Origin of the sequence: Devosia sp. Root105, assembly GCF_001424865.1 — a bacterium.
In the GTDB taxonomy this organism is placed as follows: domain Bacteria; phylum Pseudomonadota; class Alphaproteobacteria; order Rhizobiales; family Devosiaceae; genus Devosia_A.
The window spans coordinates 928,857-943,947 of the sequence record NZ_LMCR01000012.1 but is presented as its reverse complement, the minus strand read 5'-3'; the positions used below and the strand labels follow the sequence as shown (position 1 = coordinate 943,947).

General features: G+C 64.1%; 13 protein-coding genes. 6 read left to right on the top strand and 7 right to left on the bottom strand.

Translation table 11 applies throughout. The features are described 5' to 3' along the window. The first annotated feature begins 9 nt into the window (after positions 1-9). The 4 genes from ASC68_RS13230 (at position 10) to ASC68_RS13215 (ending at position 6,446) form a co-directional block, all read left to right on the top strand. Positions 10-1,860 (top strand): ABC transporter ATP-binding protein, encoded by a 1,851-nt coding sequence (locus ASC68_RS13230; RefSeq protein ID WP_055879959.1) that lies wholly within the window; start codon positions 10-12, stop codon positions 1,858-1,860. Between the two features lie 187 nt (positions 1,861-2,047). Next, complete coding sequence (locus tag ASC68_RS13225) at positions 2,048-3,916, top strand: ABC transporter ATP-binding protein (protein WP_082528130.1); 1,869 nt, start codon at positions 2,048-2,050, stop codon at positions 3,914-3,916. Between the two features lie 126 nt (positions 3,917-4,042). Further along, a complete protein-coding gene (locus ASC68_RS13220) occupies positions 4,043-4,456 on the top strand; it encodes a cupin domain-containing protein (protein ID WP_055879702.1) in 414 nt (137 codons plus the stop codon). Positions 4,457-4,577: 121 nt separating this feature from the next. Further along, the gene (locus tag ASC68_RS13215) at positions 4,578-6,446 is read left to right on the top strand and encodes an ABC transporter ATP-binding protein (protein ID WP_055879700.1); all 1,869 of its coding nucleotides are present in this window, start codon (positions 4,578-4,580) and stop codon (positions 6,444-6,446) included. Between the two features lie 4 nt (positions 6,447-6,450). Here ASC68_RS13215 and ASC68_RS13210 read toward each other — a convergent pair whose 3' ends face one another. The 4 genes from ASC68_RS13210 to ASC68_RS13195 all read right to left on the bottom strand — a co-directional run bounded on the left by ASC68_RS13210 (position 6,451) and on the right by ASC68_RS13195 (position 8,887). Beyond that, positions 6,451-7,056: a dihydrofolate reductase family protein gene (locus ASC68_RS13210; protein WP_055879697.1), complete on the bottom strand. Its 606-nt coding sequence runs from the start codon at positions 7,054-7,056 to the stop codon at positions 6,451-6,453. 77 nt (positions 7,057-7,133) lie between these two features. After that, positions 7,134-7,691: a TetR/AcrR family transcriptional regulator gene (locus tag ASC68_RS13205; RefSeq protein WP_197421192.1), complete on the bottom strand. Its 558-nt coding sequence runs from the start codon at positions 7,689-7,691 to the stop codon at positions 7,134-7,136. Beyond that, positions 7,675-8,091, bottom strand: coding sequence for a DUF4260 domain-containing protein (locus ASC68_RS13200; RefSeq protein ID WP_055879691.1), 417 nt, complete (start codon positions 8,089-8,091; stop codon positions 7,675-7,677). The genes ASC68_RS13205 and ASC68_RS13200 overlap by 17 nt, the downstream gene beginning before the upstream one ends. 229 nt (positions 8,092-8,320) lie before the next feature. Beyond that, positions 8,321-8,887: a TetR/AcrR family transcriptional regulator gene (locus ASC68_RS13195; protein ID WP_055879689.1), complete on the bottom strand. Its 567-nt coding sequence runs from the start codon at positions 8,885-8,887 to the stop codon at positions 8,321-8,323. Positions 8,888-8,999: 112 nt separating this feature from the next. On the opposite strand from ASC68_RS13195, the gene ASC68_RS13190 reads away from it, so the two are divergent. Then, positions 9,000-10,172 carry an FAD-dependent monooxygenase gene (locus ASC68_RS13190; protein ID WP_055879955.1) on the top strand — a complete coding sequence of 391 codons (1,173 nt, stop codon included), beginning with the start codon at positions 9,000-9,002 and terminating at the stop codon, positions 10,170-10,172. 38 nt (positions 10,173-10,210) lie between these two features. On the opposite strand, the gene ASC68_RS13185 is transcribed toward ASC68_RS13190, so the two are convergent. Next, the gene (locus ASC68_RS13185; protein ID WP_055879687.1) at positions 10,211-10,519 is read right to left on the bottom strand and encodes a YciI family protein; all 309 of its coding nucleotides are present in this window, start codon (positions 10,517-10,519) and stop codon (positions 10,211-10,213) included. Between the two features lie 33 nt (positions 10,520-10,552). After that, the gene (locus ASC68_RS29435) at positions 10,553-11,299 is read right to left on the bottom strand and encodes a metalloregulator ArsR/SmtB family transcription factor (protein ID WP_055879684.1); all 747 of its coding nucleotides are present in this window, start codon (positions 11,297-11,299) and stop codon (positions 10,553-10,555) included. Positions 11,300-11,459: 160 nt separating this feature from the next. Here ASC68_RS29435 and ASC68_RS13175 point away from each other — a divergent pair, with 160 nt between their 5' ends. Then, the gene (locus ASC68_RS13175) at positions 11,460-13,952 is read left to right on the top strand and encodes a glycoside hydrolase family 2 protein (protein ID WP_055879681.1); all 2,493 of its coding nucleotides are present in this window, start codon (positions 11,460-11,462) and stop codon (positions 13,950-13,952) included. A gap of 140 nt (positions 13,953-14,092) precedes the next feature. Here ASC68_RS13175 and ASC68_RS13170 read toward each other — a convergent pair whose 3' ends face one another. Continuing rightward, on the bottom strand, positions 14,093-15,082 hold the full coding sequence (locus ASC68_RS13170; protein WP_055879678.1) for a zinc-binding dehydrogenase: 990 nt from the start codon (positions 15,080-15,082) through the stop codon (positions 14,093-14,095). Positions 15,083-15,091 lie beyond the last annotated feature (9 nt).

The window sequence follows — 15,091 nt, the reverse complement described above, 5'->3', positions numbered from 1 at the left end:
TTCGACAGAGTGTTCAAGTGGTTCGAGGATCGGCTCAACCCCTATCCGCTCGGTGAGCCGCAGCAGCCGCCCAAGGGGCTGGTGGCGTTCTGCCTGCACTACTGCAAGGGCGCCAAGCGCTGGCTGATCGCTATGGCGGTGCTGGGCGCGTGCATCGCGCTGGGCGAGATTCTGCTGTTCAGCTTCATGGGCTCGATCATCGATTGGCTCGGCACGGCGGACCGCGCCACGTTCTTACAGACTGAAGGCTGGAAGCTCATCCTGATGGCGGTGGTGCTGCTCGCTATCCTGCCGTCATTGCAGATCTTCGACACGCTGATCATCCACCAGACGCTGATCGGTAACCTGCCGCAGCGCATCCGCTGGATGGCGCATCGCTACCTGCTGCGCCAGTCGATGAGCTATTTCCAGGACGAGTTCGCCGGCCGCATCGGCGCCAAGCTGATGCAGACCTCGCTGGCCGTGCGCGAAGTGGTGATGAAGCTGCTCGACGTGACGGTGTTCGTGGTCGTCTACTTCGCCGGCGCCGTGGTGCTGGCGGCGATGAGCGACCTGTGGCTGGCCGTGCCGTTCCTGGTCTGGCTCGCCATCTACGTTTCGCTGCTCTGCTACTATGTGCCCAAGCTCGGCAAGGTCGCCGAGGCGCAGGCCGATGCGCGCTCGCTGATGACTGGGCGCATCGTCGACAGCTACACCAATATCGCGACAGTAAAGCTGTTCTCGCATTCGCACCGCGAGGAAGCCTATGCGCACGAGGCCATGGATCAGTTCATGGGCACCGTGCACAAGCAGATGCGGATGTTCGCCCTCTTACAGATCGTCATCCCGCTGATGAACAACCTGCTGCTGTTCGCGGTCATGGCGGTCGGCATCAACCAGTGGCTCAACGGTTCGATGACCCCTGGGGCGATTGCCGTCGCCACGGCGCTGGTACTGCGCTTCCAGGGCATGAGCCAGTGGGTGATGTGGGAGATGTCGCAGCTGTTCGAGAATATCGGCATCGTGCGGGACGGCATCAACTCGATCTCGCTGCCGCGCGTCGTCGCCGATCAGCCCGGCGCCAAGCCGATCGGCCCGGTGAAGGGCGACGTGCGCTTCGATGATGTCGGGTTCCACTACGGCAAGGCGTCCGGTGTCATCGACCATCTCGAGCTCGCCATCAAGCCGGGTGAGAAGATCGGTCTCGTCGGCCGCTCCGGCGCCGGCAAATCGACCATCGTCAACCTGCTGCTGCGCTTCTACGACCGCGAGAGCGGCAGGATCACCATCGACGGCATCGACATCGCCACCGTGCAGCAGGATACGCTGCGCGAGCAGATTGGCGTGGTGACGCAGGATACCTCGCTCCTGCATCGCTCGGTGCGCGAGAACATCCTCTATGGCCGTCCCGACGCGACCGAGGCGGAGATGCTTGCCGCCGCCCGCCTCGCCGAAGCCGACGTGTTCATCGACGGGCTGGTCGATTTCAAGGGCCGCAAGGGCTACGACGCCCATGTCGGCGAGCGTGGCGTGAAGCTCTCGGGCGGCCAGCGGCAGCGCATCGCCATCGCCCGCGTGCTGCTCAAGAACGCGCCCATCCTGGTGCTCGACGAAGCCACCTCGGCCCTCGACAGCGAGGTCGAAGCGGCGATCCAGGGCCAGTTGCAGCTCCTGATGCAGAACAAGACGGTGATCGCCATCGCGCACCGGCTCTCGACCATCGCCATGATGGACCGCCTCGTGGTGCTGGAGCAGGGCAAGATCGTCGAGCAGGGCACCCATGCCGAGCTGATCACGCTGGGCGGCGTCTACGCCAAGCTCTGGGCCCGCCAGTCCGGCGGGTTCCTCGAGATGGACGTACAGGAGGAGGCGGCCGAGTAGGCCGCCTCGCAACACATAATTTCAACCACCCCAAGGAGGGGACAAATGGAAACTCGCAATCAACCCGGATTCATCGACCTCAGCGCGGGCCCCAACGCCAGCCGGTCCAAAGTGAAGCGAAAACAATCCGTTAGAGCCCTGACCTGACTCGGATAGTCAGTTACCGGGCTCGGAAAATGAGTTCAAAATGCTCAACCGAGTCATTGCCTGGTTCGATGCCCGCTACTCTCCGGTAGCGCTGGCCAAGGACACTCAACCCCCGATGGGGGTGACCAAGTTCACCATGTATTTCGTCAACCAGTTCCGCGGCGCATTCCTGCTCCGCATGGTGCTGGTGGCCATCGGCTCGATCGCCGATGCGATGATGCCGGTCTTCGTCGGCGTCGTCGTCGGTCTGCTCGCCACGACCCCGCCGGGGCAGATGTTCGAGCTGCACTGGCAGACCTTCCTCTGGATGATCCTGGTGATCGCCGTGATCCGGCCGATCACCTTCCTGCTCGATACGCTGGTGCGTAACCACGCGATCGTGCCCAACCTCGTCGACATTGTCCGCTGGCAGAGCCATTGGCACGTCATCCGGCAGACCTGGAGCTATTTCCAGAACGACTTCGCCGGGCGCATCGCCAACAAGATCATGCAGGCCGGGGAATCGATCGAGACCTCGGTCAACATGACCATCGATGCCGTCTGGTACGCCGGCATCTTCGTCATCGTGGCGGTGGTCGTGCTGGCCCGGCTCGATTGGGTGCTGCTGGTGCCGATTGCCGTCTGGCTGGTGCTCTACGGCATCCTGTTCACCATCGTCATGCCGCTGATCGCCAAGCATTCCGAGGATCTCTCGGAAGCCAAGTCCGTGATGACCGGCCGCGTCGTCGACAGCTACACCAATATCCACACGCTGAAGACGTTCTCGACCGACGGTCACGAGGACGCCTATGTGGCGGACTCGGTGAACGAGCACGCGGTGGAGTTCCGCAAACTCATGCGGGTGTTCACCTACATGTGGTCGACGCTGTTCCTGCTCAACGCCGGCCTCGTGATCTCGATCGCCTGGATCGCGCTCAGCAGCTGGAACGCCGGAACGCTGAATGCCGCCGCAGTGGCAACGGCCATCCCGTTCGCGTTGCAGATCATGAACATGAGTGGCTGGATCCTCGATGTCGGCTCCAACATCTTCCGTCAGATCGGCACCACGCGGGATTCGATGATCACCATCGCCCAGCCGATCACCATGCTCGACAAGCCTGAGGCCAAGCACCTGGTGGTGAAGGAAGGCGGCATCGCCTTCGACAACGTCACCTTCAACTACTGGCGCGGCAAGGAAGGCACTGTGATGGAGGGGTTCAACCTCACCATCAAGCCGGGCGAGAAGGTGGGTCTGGTCGGTCGTTCCGGCGCCGGCAAGTCGACGCTGGTCAACCTGATGCTGCGTCTGTTCGACGTGGAGTCCGGTTCGATCCGCATCGATGGGCAGGACGTTCGCGACGTCACGCAGGAAAGCGTGCGCGCCGCGATTGGCCTGGTCAGCCAGGACACCTCGCTGCTGCACCGTTCGGTGCGCGAGAACATCAAGTACGGCCGCCAGACCGCGACCGACGAGGAGATGATCCGCGCTGCCGAGCACGCCAAGGTGGCCGACGTGATTGCCGGGTTGATGGACCCCAAGGAACGACGGGGCTACGACGCCCATGTCGGCGAACGGGGGGTCAAGCTCTCGGGTGGGCAGCGCCAGCGCGTCGCCATTGCCCGGGTGCTGCTGAAGAACGCCCCGATCCTGGTGCTCGACGAGGCGACCTCGGCGCTCGACAGCGAAGTCGAGGCGGCGATCCAGGAACAGCTGGTGTCGCTGATGCAGGGCAAGACCGTGATTGCCATCGCCCACCGCCTCTCGACCATCGCCGCGATGGACCGGCTGGTGGTGCTCGAAAAGGGGCAGATCGTCGAAGAGGGCACCCATGCCGAGCTGCTCGCCGGCGGTGGGCACTATGCCCAGCTCTGGGAGCGCCAGTCCGGCGGGTTCCTCGACATGAAAGCCGAGGCAGAAGCCGCGGAGTAAATAAGGGGGCGGCGGACACCAGTCCGCCGCCCTTGCTCTTCCCTTGGGAATATCGTTACTACCGGTATCAATATCGGAACTGTCTTGTCTGCGGCAATGATGCAAGCCGTCAACAGGGAGTAGTCGATGAGCGCTACCGATGAGGGTCGAGCGTCTATTGTTAAGGGGCAGAAGAGCGAAGCTGCTGTGCAGGGCTCGATATATGCTGCCGGCGTCAGCGCAGAGACCGTCGGAGCGAGATCTCTGTTCCTGGGCGTCGTGACACTGCCGCCCGGCAAACGCACGAAGGCTCACGTGCATGAGTTCCACGAAACGGCCATGTACATGCTGTCCGGCGAGGCGGTGGACATGTACTCGGGCCCCAATCTCGAACACCACGAGCAGCTCAACATTGGCGACTACGTCTATATCCCCGCCAACGTTCTGCATGTCGCCGTCAATCGCAGCTCGACGCCCGCCGTTTTCGTCGGATCTCGCAACGAGGCGACCGTGAACGAGAGCGTGGTCCTGTTCCCCGAGATGGATGGAGTCGTTCCCTAGGCCCGTCCTTCACAATGGCGGCAATTTTTCGTTCACGCGAAAACCCTCGAGAACACCCTTTCCGCGATTTCACGTTCCCTTCGTTAGGACTCAAGCTATTGAGTGTTCAACGAGAACACCCATGAAGCTCCTCGAGCCCATTCACCGCTTCTTCGAGCGCTGGACTGACCCATTCGGGAAGTCCGGCGATCTGCAGCCGCCGGCGGTGACCTGGCGGTTTTTCTGGTTCTACATCTCGCAGGCGAAGCTGGCATTCGCCTCTCTGCTGGTGCTCGGCGGGGCGGTGGCGCTGGTCGAGGCGGCGCTGTTCTACTATGTCGGCCGCATCGTCGATATTCTCGATAGCTCCAGCCAGGCCGAGGGCTGGGCCGGGCTGATCGCCGGGTTCGGGCCGGAGCTGGTCTGGATGCTGGTGGTGACGCTGGGCATGCGCTTCATCATCACCTGGCTGTCGGCCACGGTGGAAGAGCAGACCGTCAACCTCGGCTTCTACAACCTGGTGCGCTGGCAGGCCTACGCCCATGTGATCCGGCAGAACCTCACCTTCTTCCAGAACGATTTCGCCGGCTCGATCGCCAGCAAGGTCTGGCAGTCCGGCGGCGCAGTGGGCGACTTCATGGTCAGCCTGCTGCAGGTGGTGTGGTTCATCGGCATCTACACCGTGACGACGGTGGTGCTGGTCGGCCAGCTCGACTGGCGGCTGGCGGCGGCAGTGCTGCTGTGGGTCGCGGCCTTTGCCGCGTTGGCGCGCTACTACGTGCCGCGCATGCGAAAATACTCGGCCGCCGCCGCAGAGCAGGCCTCGGTGCTGACCGGGCGCATCGTAGACAGCTTCTCCAACATCCAGACGCTGAAACTGTTCGGCACGGCCGAGGCGGACGACAAGTTCGTCAAGTCGGGTTTCGAAAGCTTCATCGCCGCCATGACCAGGTTGGCGCGGACGCTGGTCGGCGTGCGCACGGCAATGGGCATGCTGTCCGGCGTGGCGATTGCCGGCATTGCGGCGCTGTCAGTGCACCTGTGGACCGAAGGGCTGGTGAGCGTCGGCGGCGTCGCCTTCACCACCGGGCTGGTGCTGCGGCTCTATAACCTCCTCGGCCGGCTGATGAACCAGCTCAACGGCCTGATGCGCAACTATGGCACCGCGCAGAACTCGGCCGAACTGATCGCCCGGCCGCTCGGGCTGGTCGATGCACCGGACGCAAAACCGCTGCGGGTGACCGAGGCGGCCATCAGCTTCGACCATGTCAGCTTCAAGTACGACAATGCCCTGCCGGTGATCGACAACCTTGAGCTTCACATCAAGGCGGGCGAGCGCGTCGGGCTGATCGGCCGATCCGGGGCGGGCAAGTCGACCATCGTCAACCTGCTGCTGCGCTTTTACGACGTGCAGGGCGGCACCATCACGATCGACGGTCAGGATATCGCGAACGTCACCCAGGAGTCGCTGCGCGCCAATATCGGCGTGGTGACTCAGGACACCTCGCTGCTGCACCGCTCGATCCGCGCCAACCTGACCTATGGCCGGCCCGATGCCACCGACGACGAGATGTTCGCCGCGGCGGCTTCGGCCGAGGCCGACGATTTCATCGAACTGCTGATCGACCAGAAGGGCCGCACGGCTTACGACGCCTTTGTCGGCGAGCGCGGCGTCAAGCTCTCGGGCGGCCAGCGCCAGCGCGTCGCCATTGCCCGCGTGCTGTTGAAGAACGCCCCGATCCTGGTGCTCGACGAAGCCACCTCGGCGCTCGACAGCGAGGTGGAGGCAGCGATCCAGGGCCAGCTGAAGACGCTGATGCAGGGCAAGACCGTGCTCGCCATCGCCCACCGGCTCTCCACCATTGCCGAGATGGACCGGCTGATCGTGCTCGAAGCGGGGCGGATCGTCGAACAGGGCACCCATGCCGAGTTGCTGGCGGCCGGCGGCCACTATGCGACGCTCTGGGCCCGCCAGTCAGGCGGCTTCCTTGATTTGAGGGCGGCGGAGTAGGGGGCTACTTACGCACCCGGTAGTGCAGGTGCGTGACGCCTTCGCCCTCGAGCACCCGCAGCCGCTCCAGGTTGCGCAGGCCAAACCCCAGCGTGTCGAACAGTCGCGTGCCGTCGCCGAGCAGGAACGGCACCTGGTGGAGCATCAGTTCGTCGAGCAAGCCGGCCTTCAGCGCCATCGGCACCAGCGTGCCGCCGCCATGCATCATCACGTTCCGCTCGCCAGCTGCCACCTTGGCTTCGCGCATCGCGACACCGAGATCGTCGACATAGTGCACGTTCGGCCATTTGCGCACCCACTCCGGCGCCTCGTGCCGGCTGACGATGAAGATCTCGACGCCGTCGTGATGATCGCCGTTCCAGCCGCCGGCGGGCTCGAACGTATGGCGCCCGGCGACCACCGCGCCGGTCGCCATCATCTCGTCCCAGATCTGCCGGTTGACGCCTTTGAGCTGCGCGACCGCGGCATCGAAATCGCCGCCTTCGGCATCGCCGAACACCCAGTCGTGGAGGTGCTGGCCCTCGTCGCCGAGACCGTTGTCCGGCCGGACGTTCGGCCCGGTGATGAAGCCATCCACCGATATCGACATGTACAATACGCTCGAACCCATCGTCTTTCTCCTCGGTTGGGCGGCGTTGGCCGCTCTCACCATCCCGACGAGTGAACGCGGCCGGGATCGACAGGCTGCTAGGCTATTTCTCGCAGGATCGTCTCGAGGCTGGAGTCGAACGCCTCCTCGATGCTGCCGCCGAGATTGAAGGCGTTGCCGATCTCCATCAGCACGAAGCCGTGCAGGAACGCCACCAGCGTGCGCGACAGCGGCAGGATGCGTGCCTCGGCAATGCCCGCGGCTTTCAGTTCCTCGAACAACGGTTGCGCCGAGAACAGGCAAGCGGTGCGGATCTCGGGGTCGGTGAAGGCGTTGCCGCTGTAGATCGCCTTGTAGCGATTGGGCGCGGCAAGGCCGAAGCGGCGATAGGCAGTGGCCATGGCGATCAGCCGCGCCTTGGGCGCCACCCCCTTCGTCTCGCGCCGGAGATAGGCCTCGAGCTCGCGGAGGATCCCGATCTCGACCACCTTGAGGATCGCCGCACGGTCGGCGAAGTGCTTGTAGAGCGAAGGCGGCTTGATGCCGGCGCTCGCCGCTACGGCGCCCATGGTGAGGGCGTCGGGACCCGTGGTTTCGACCAGCGTCCGAGCTATGCTCGCCAACTGGGCAGGGGAGGTCTTAGCGGGCGTCGGCACTGCGTGCGGCCTTCTTCGCCGGGCCAATGAGGCCGAGATGGGTGTGGTGGGCGACGCCCGGATATTTGAGGCCATAGCCGACGGCCCGGTCCATGCCGATATGGGCGGCCCAGATCAGTGCGACTTCCGTCAGCCAGAAGATGCCGCCGAACCAGCCGATGGCGCCGAGCACGGCGGGGACCGCATAGGTATGGGCGAGGTTGTAGATTTTCGCCCCGGCCGTTTCGCCGGCATAGAGCCCGAAGAAGCTGAGATCGGGCGCCAGCAGCAGCACCGCGAACAGCCACCAGTTGCCGCCGAGGAACCAGTAGGCGGTGACGGCCGCAATGAGCGCCACCAGCCCTTCGACGCGCAGCGTGGTCACGACGGACTTCGGCGGGAAACCGGTAGTGGTGGGCATGGAAAACCTCAATGGCTAACGTATGTATCTATGATAGCTATATTCGTTAGCTATGAGAGTCAAGCAGTCGTGTTGTTGCTCTGCCGTCGCACCGAACTCGATGTCATCCCAGCGAAAGCTGGGACCCAACTCGCCGCAGCGCAAGTGGATGAATGGGTCCCAGCTTTCGCTGGGATGACAGCCGGTGGCTATGGGACCTGGTAGCCTGTCATCACCACTGAAGACGCCCTCACTTCCGCACAAACGCCTCGCCGATGGCGTGGAAGGCCTTCACGATGTCGTCGGGGGTAGGGGAACGCTCGGGATCGACCAGCCACTGCGCGATGACGCCGGTGGTGACGGCCAGCATCAGCGAGCCGACGGCGCGTTTCGTTTCGACATCGGCATCCGTTTCGGCGAAATCGTCGCCGAGCCCGACTCGCGCGTCTTCCTGGCCGGCCGCTATGATGTGGATGAGCTCGGGCATGCGGATGGCGGTGGCGGCGTTCTCAAAACTGGCAGCCGACAACTGGCGATCGCCTGATACGGCAGCGGCGAGGTCGCGCCAGTGCCTTGCGAAGCGCTCGCCATAATCGGCAATCGATGCCGCCGGCTCACTACCGAACTGGTCGCCCCACTCCCCAAGCATCTCGACGATCGCCTGGGTCATCAGCGCGTCTTTCGAGCCGAAATGGTAGCCGATGGAGGCGAGATTGGTGCCCGACGCGGCGACGATGTCGCGTGCCGTGGTGTTGGCGTAGCCCTTCTCGCGCAGGCATTTTTTGGCGCCGGCGAGCAGATCTTCCTTGTGTCCCATGATCCTTCCTAGCGGCTGCGACGAGTCGTTTCTATACGATCGTATGAAATTCATCTAGACAGATGTTTTATACATACGTATGAATATCGACATCGCAACAGGAGATGCCGTGATGACCCACCACCCGATCCGTACCGTGCTGATCTCCGGGGCCAGCGTCGCCGGCCCGTCCCTCGCCTTCTGGCTCAGCCGCTATGGCTTCCAGCCGACCATCGTCGAGCGGGCCAGGCAGCTGCGCGAGGGCGGCTACGCGGTGGATTTCCGTGGCACCTCGATGGAGGCGCTGCGCCGCATGGAGCTGCTCGATGCGGTGAAGGCCGAGGCGACCAATATGGGCGACATGTACTATGTCGATCGCCACGACCGCGAAGTCGCCACCATGCCGGCCGCCGCCTTCAGCGGCGAACTCGAGATCATGCGCGGCGACCTGGCGCGCATTCTCTACGATGCCACCAAGGCCGGCGCCGAATACATCTTCGGCGACTCGATCGCCGAACTCACCGACCTGGACGACGGCGTCGAAGTCCGTTTTGAGAGCGGCAGGGTCCGGAGCTTCGACCTGGTGATCGGCGCCGATGGGCTGCATTCAAATGTGCGCCGATTGGCCTTCGGTCCGGAGGAGCAGTTCGTCCGCGATCTAGGGCTCTATGCCTCGATCTTCACCGTGCCCAACCGGCTGAACCTCGACTATTCCGGCCGGCTGTTCAGCGCCCCCGGCACCATCGCTGGCGTCTACAGCGCCCGGCAGAACCGCGAGGCGCGGGCGCTGATGTTCTTCGACGGCGATTTCGGCGATTGCGACTATCGCGATGTCGGGGCGCAGAAGCAGTTCGTACGGCAGCGCTTTGCCGGGCAGGGCTGGCACGTGCCGCAGATCCTCGCGGACATGGAGTTCGCCCCGGATTTCTACTTCGACACCATCAGCCAGGTGGTGATCGAGCGCTGGTCGCGGGGCCGCGTCGCATTGCTGGGCGACGCCGCGCATTGCGCTTCGCCGCTCTCCGGCATGGGCACCGGGATGGCGGTGGTGGGGGCGTATGTCCTCGCCCAGGAGCTGAACGCCTCGCCCGACAATCGCCAGGCGGCGTTCGCGAACTACCAGCGCAGGCTGCAGCCGTTCGTCGATGCCAGCCAGACGCTGGCGCACAAGGCCGTCGGCGGCTTCGTGCCGAAAAGCAAGTTCAGCATCTGGATGCGCAACCTGATGATGAAGCTTCTGCCGCTGCTGCCGGTAGAGGCGATGCTGAAGGAGACCTACGCCGCGGCCAACGCCATCAGCATCTGAGGGAAGGGGGCGGCGTCGCGGGGGCGCCGCCCTTCGTATTACATCGGCATCAACTCGGCGACTTCAACCGAGCCGCCGGCGGCATAGATCGGGCAGCCGCGCGCCAGGGAGATCGCGTCGTCGAGGCTTTTGGCCTCGAGGATGGAATAGCCGGTCAGCGCGTTGCCGTTGGTGCTGGCCACACGACCGTCGGCGCCGATGGTCTTGCTCGGCCCAGCCGGGTTGCCCATGTCGGCGACGGCGCTGCCCATGCCCTGGTACCAGGCGACCCATTTCTCCATTGAGCCTTCGAGGTCTGCCGGTGAGGTGGCGGGCGATCCGTGAAAGCCCAGAATGTATTTCGCCATTTTCTTTTTCCCTGTTTTGCCGCTGCTTGATGGTCACATGCTGGTCGGCAGGTTCAGCGGTTTGCCTGTCTCGAGCAGCGTCTTCAGACCCGCGACGACCACCGGCCAACCGGTGTCGATGCCGGCATTGGCTTTCTCGTAGTCGTGGTGGGTGATGGTGAACTTGACGACCTCGCCCATCGGCTCGATCGCGAAGGTGACGAGGGTCGGCTGCGAATTTTCGGCCCAGCTCGGAATGAAGCTCGAGACGATTTTCTTCAGCGGTTCGACCTCGATGACTTCGCCATCGAGCATCACCTGCCCGTCGCCGGTAAGGTAGCGGAACGGCCCCCCGCGCTTCAGCGCGCTGTCGATCCGGGTGCCGTAATAGTAGAGCGCCGTCAGCTCGGGTCGGGTGAGGGCATCCCACAGCGCCTGCGGCGTCGTCCGGATATAGGTCTCGAGCACGAAATTCGGTTTGTCGGCCATCGGTACTGAACTCTCCAACTGGTTCTTCAAATCGAGTGCGAAGCGCGCGAACGGCTTTTGGTAGGGCGCGATCCACCGGTCCGCGACTTCCTGGATCGGGGAGGCGTTGAGGTAGTGGTACTTGAACCGCCCCTCCTTGCGGCTCGTCACCAGCTTCGCCTCTTCCAGCACCTTGAGGTGCTTCATCACCCCGAACCGCGTCATCCCGAGCCCGCTTTCGAGCTCGGTCAGGGTCTGTCCGGCCTTGTCGCGCAGGCTGTCGAGCAGCTGCCTTCGGGTCGGATCGGCCAGGGCTTTGAAGACGGCATCCACAGTCACCACAATAGGTGACCAAATGGTCACATGTCAAGAGTGGGAGGTTGCCGGAGCTACGGGGAGGGGGATTGGCAGCTGGAATGGCAGCGGCTACATCAGTCGCCTGCCGGCGCTGCAATCGATTGCGCGTCGGGCATCTATCGGAGGAACTCCCCACATGGCGAAGACCAGGACCGCGGCTGTGCCTGCCACGACCGGCTACGGCGAACTCGATCTCGCGGGGCAGTTCCAGCTGACGTCGCCGAAGCTGAAGCTCAAGGCGCCGATCACGCTTCCCGGCGACGTGCATACTGCGCTGCTCGACGCCAATGAGATCCCCGACCCATATTTCGGCCAGAACGAAGTCGACGTTATGTGGGTCAACAAAACCCCGTGGACGGTGGAGCGGAAGTTCGAGGCGAGCGCCGCCGACATCGACGGCTACCTGACGCTGACCCTCGACAACGTCGATACCATCGCCACGGTGATCCTCAACGGCGAGGCGGTCGCCGAGACGCAGAACCAGTTCATCCGCTACGACATCGACGTCACCGGCAAGGTGAAGGTAGGGGTCAACACGCTACGCATCGAGTTCGCGGTGACCCGCGATGTGGCCAAGGCCCGCTCCGACGCCCACCCGTTCCCGATCCCCTTCACCTACAACTATCTCTCGAACGGCCTCGAAGGCGTGCACATGAACTTCGTGCGCAAGGCCGCCTGCCACGCCGGCTGGGATTGGGGCATCTGCCTGATGCCGACAGGTGTCTACGGCAAGATGGCGATCCGCCGCTCGCGCCTCGCCCGCCAGGAGAGCGTGACGGTCGAGCAGGCGCATGGCAAGAAATCCGTCGAACTCTCGATCACGACTCGGGTTTTCGCCTTCGCCGAGGGTTCGGTTGAGCTGATGCACGAGGTCGATGGGCAGAAGCTTGTCGACAAGGTGGTGGTGCGGCCGGGCGAGAACGTCTTCACCCACAACGTTACCATCAAGAACCCAAAGCTCTGGTGGCCGAACGGGCAGGGCCAGCAGCCGCTCTACGAGCTCTGGACCACACTCGACGGCGAAGTGACGAAGCGCAAGCTGGGTCTGCGGAAGCTCGAATGGCTGGTCGAGAAGGACGAGATCGACCACAGCTTCAAGGTGCGGATCAACGGCCGCGACATCTCGATGTTCGGCGCCAACTGGATCCCGGCCGACGCCATCCCGTCGCGTATCACTCCCGACACCGTTCGCGACCTGCTCGAAAGCGCCCGGGCGGTAAACATGAACATGCTCCGCATCTGGGGCGGCGGGCAGTACGAGCCGGACTATTTCTACGAGATGTGCGACGAGCTCGGCATCCTCATCTGGCACGACTTCATGTTCGCCTGCATGAGCTACCCATCCGATCGGGCCTTCCTCGCCGATGTGCGCACCGAGATCACCCAACAGATCCGCCGCCTCAGCCACCACGCCTCGATCGCGCTCTGGTGCGGCGACAACGAGGTGATCGGCTCGCTCCACTGGTACCCCGAGACCAAGGCGGCGCCGGAGCGCTACGTCGCCAACTACGACCGGCTCAACTCGATGCTCGGCTATATCGTCGAGGACGAGGATCCGACCCGCCGGTTCTGGCCGTCCTCGCCCTCGCTCGGCTACATGGATTATTCCGACGGCTGGCTGATGGATACGCGCGGCGACACGCACTACTGGAGCGTCTGGCACTCGGCCAAGGACTTTTCCGCCTATCGCGAGGTGAACCCGCGCTTCGCCTCGGAGTTCGGCTTCCAGAGCTTCACCTCGATGAATGTCATCGACAGCTTCACCAAACCCGAGGATCGCAACCCGACCTCGCCGGTGATGGAAGCGCACCAGCGCAATACCGGCGGCAACTCGCGCATCCTCGAGACCATGACGCGCTATTTCCGCTTCCCCTCGGGCTTCGAGAACATGGTGTTCCTGAGCCAGATCCAGCAGGGCCTCGCCATCAAGACCGCCATCGAATACTGGCGCTCGACCAAGCCGCGCTGCATGGGCACGCTCTACTGGCAGATCAACGACGTCTACCCGGTCGCCAGCTGGTCGAGCCTCGACTATGGCGGGCAGTGGAAGCTGCTGCATTACATGGCGAAACGCTTCTACAATCCCATCAACGTCGTGGCCGTGCCGGACGGCGACACCATCCTCCTCAAAGCCATCAACGATACCGCCGAAAAGGCTGAAATCGCTGTGGAAGTTCAGGCGGTACATGCCAATGGCAAGGCCCGCGTCATCGCCACGGCAAAAGTGAAGAGCAACCCCGACAAGGCAGTGGTGGCAACCAAGCTGAAGCTTGCCGATCTGGGGCCCAACGAGTTCCTGTTCTTCTCCTGGACCGCCGAGGACGGCAAGCTGCTGGGCGAGAACGACTACTTCCCCAAAGCGTACAAGGCGTACGAACTGGCCGAAGCCAAGGTAAAGGCGAGCTGGTCGGGCGGCGACAAGGCGCCGGTGCTGACGCTGACCGCCGACAAGCCGGCGGTGTTCGTCACGGCGACGGTGGATGTGCCCGGCTACTTCTCGGACAACGCCGTGACGCTGCTGCCGGGGCGGGAGGTGAAGCTAAGCTTCACGCCGCGCAAGGGGGCGGCGGTGACGAAGGATGCACTGGCCAACAGCCTCAAGGTTGGGCACCTCAGGCAGACGTACTGAGAAGCCGGCGAGGGCAGCCCCCCACCCTTAATCCCTCCCCGCAAGGGGGAGGGAGACGCGAACTGAGATGGTGGTGAGAGGGTCTCCCTCCCCCTTGCGGGGAGGGGGCAGGGGTGGGGGTCCACAGCCACCGGCCTCGCCTACGGCACCAGCACAATCTTCCCCACCGACCCCCGGCTTTCGATCAGCCGATGCGCCTCGGCAGCGTCGGCCAAAGCAAAGCGGTGACCGATCTCGACCGTCAACGAACCGTCCGCCACCGCGCCGAACAGCCGCTCGTACGATGCCGCGAGGGCAGGGCCCCGCCGCATGGGATCACCGAGCAGCGACCACAGCGAGAACCCTGCAATGGTCTGCGCTGCGGCGGTGACACCGGCCATCTGCGCCGGGCTGAAGCCCGGGTAGACCCCGCTCGCCCCGCCATAGACCGCATAGCGCCCCTCCGGCGCGAGCAGGGGCAGGCTCGCCGCGGTGATCTCGCCGCCGGCCGCATCGAAGATCACATCGTAGGGACCGGGCGCTTCCGTGCTCCAGTCCGGCGTCGCCGACAGCACTACGTGATCCGCACCTGCCGCCATCGCCGCGTCCCGCTTCGCCGCACTGCCGACCGTGCCGACAATCCTGCCAACGCCACCAAGCCGGGCCAGCCGCACCAACAACTGCCCGACGCCGCCGGCTGCCGAATGCACCAGCACCGACTTGCCCGCGACCGGGTTGCGCGCCAGCAGCTGCTCCGCCGTCAGCCCCTGCACGGCCAGCGCTGCAGCGACGTCGAACGACACCGCGTCGGGCAATTTGAACGCCACGTCCGACGAGAGCGCCACGAACTCGGCATAGCCGCCATCGAGCCGCGGCTCAGCAAAGATCGCGCCCAGCACCCGATCGCCGACCCTCAGCCCGCTGACGCCGTCGCCGACTGCTGCCACCGTTCCGGCCACCTCACCACCGGGGATGAACGGCATCGGCAACTCAAGCCCCGAGTGGCCCGAGCGGATGATGGCGTCGCCGAGGTTGAGCCCGATCGCCTCCACCTTGATCAGCACCTGACCCGGCCCGGCGGTAGGTGTCGGCACTACGCCAACCCGTAGCTCCTCGGGACCGCCGAACGCCGAGATCGAAACAACCTTCATGACAAAATC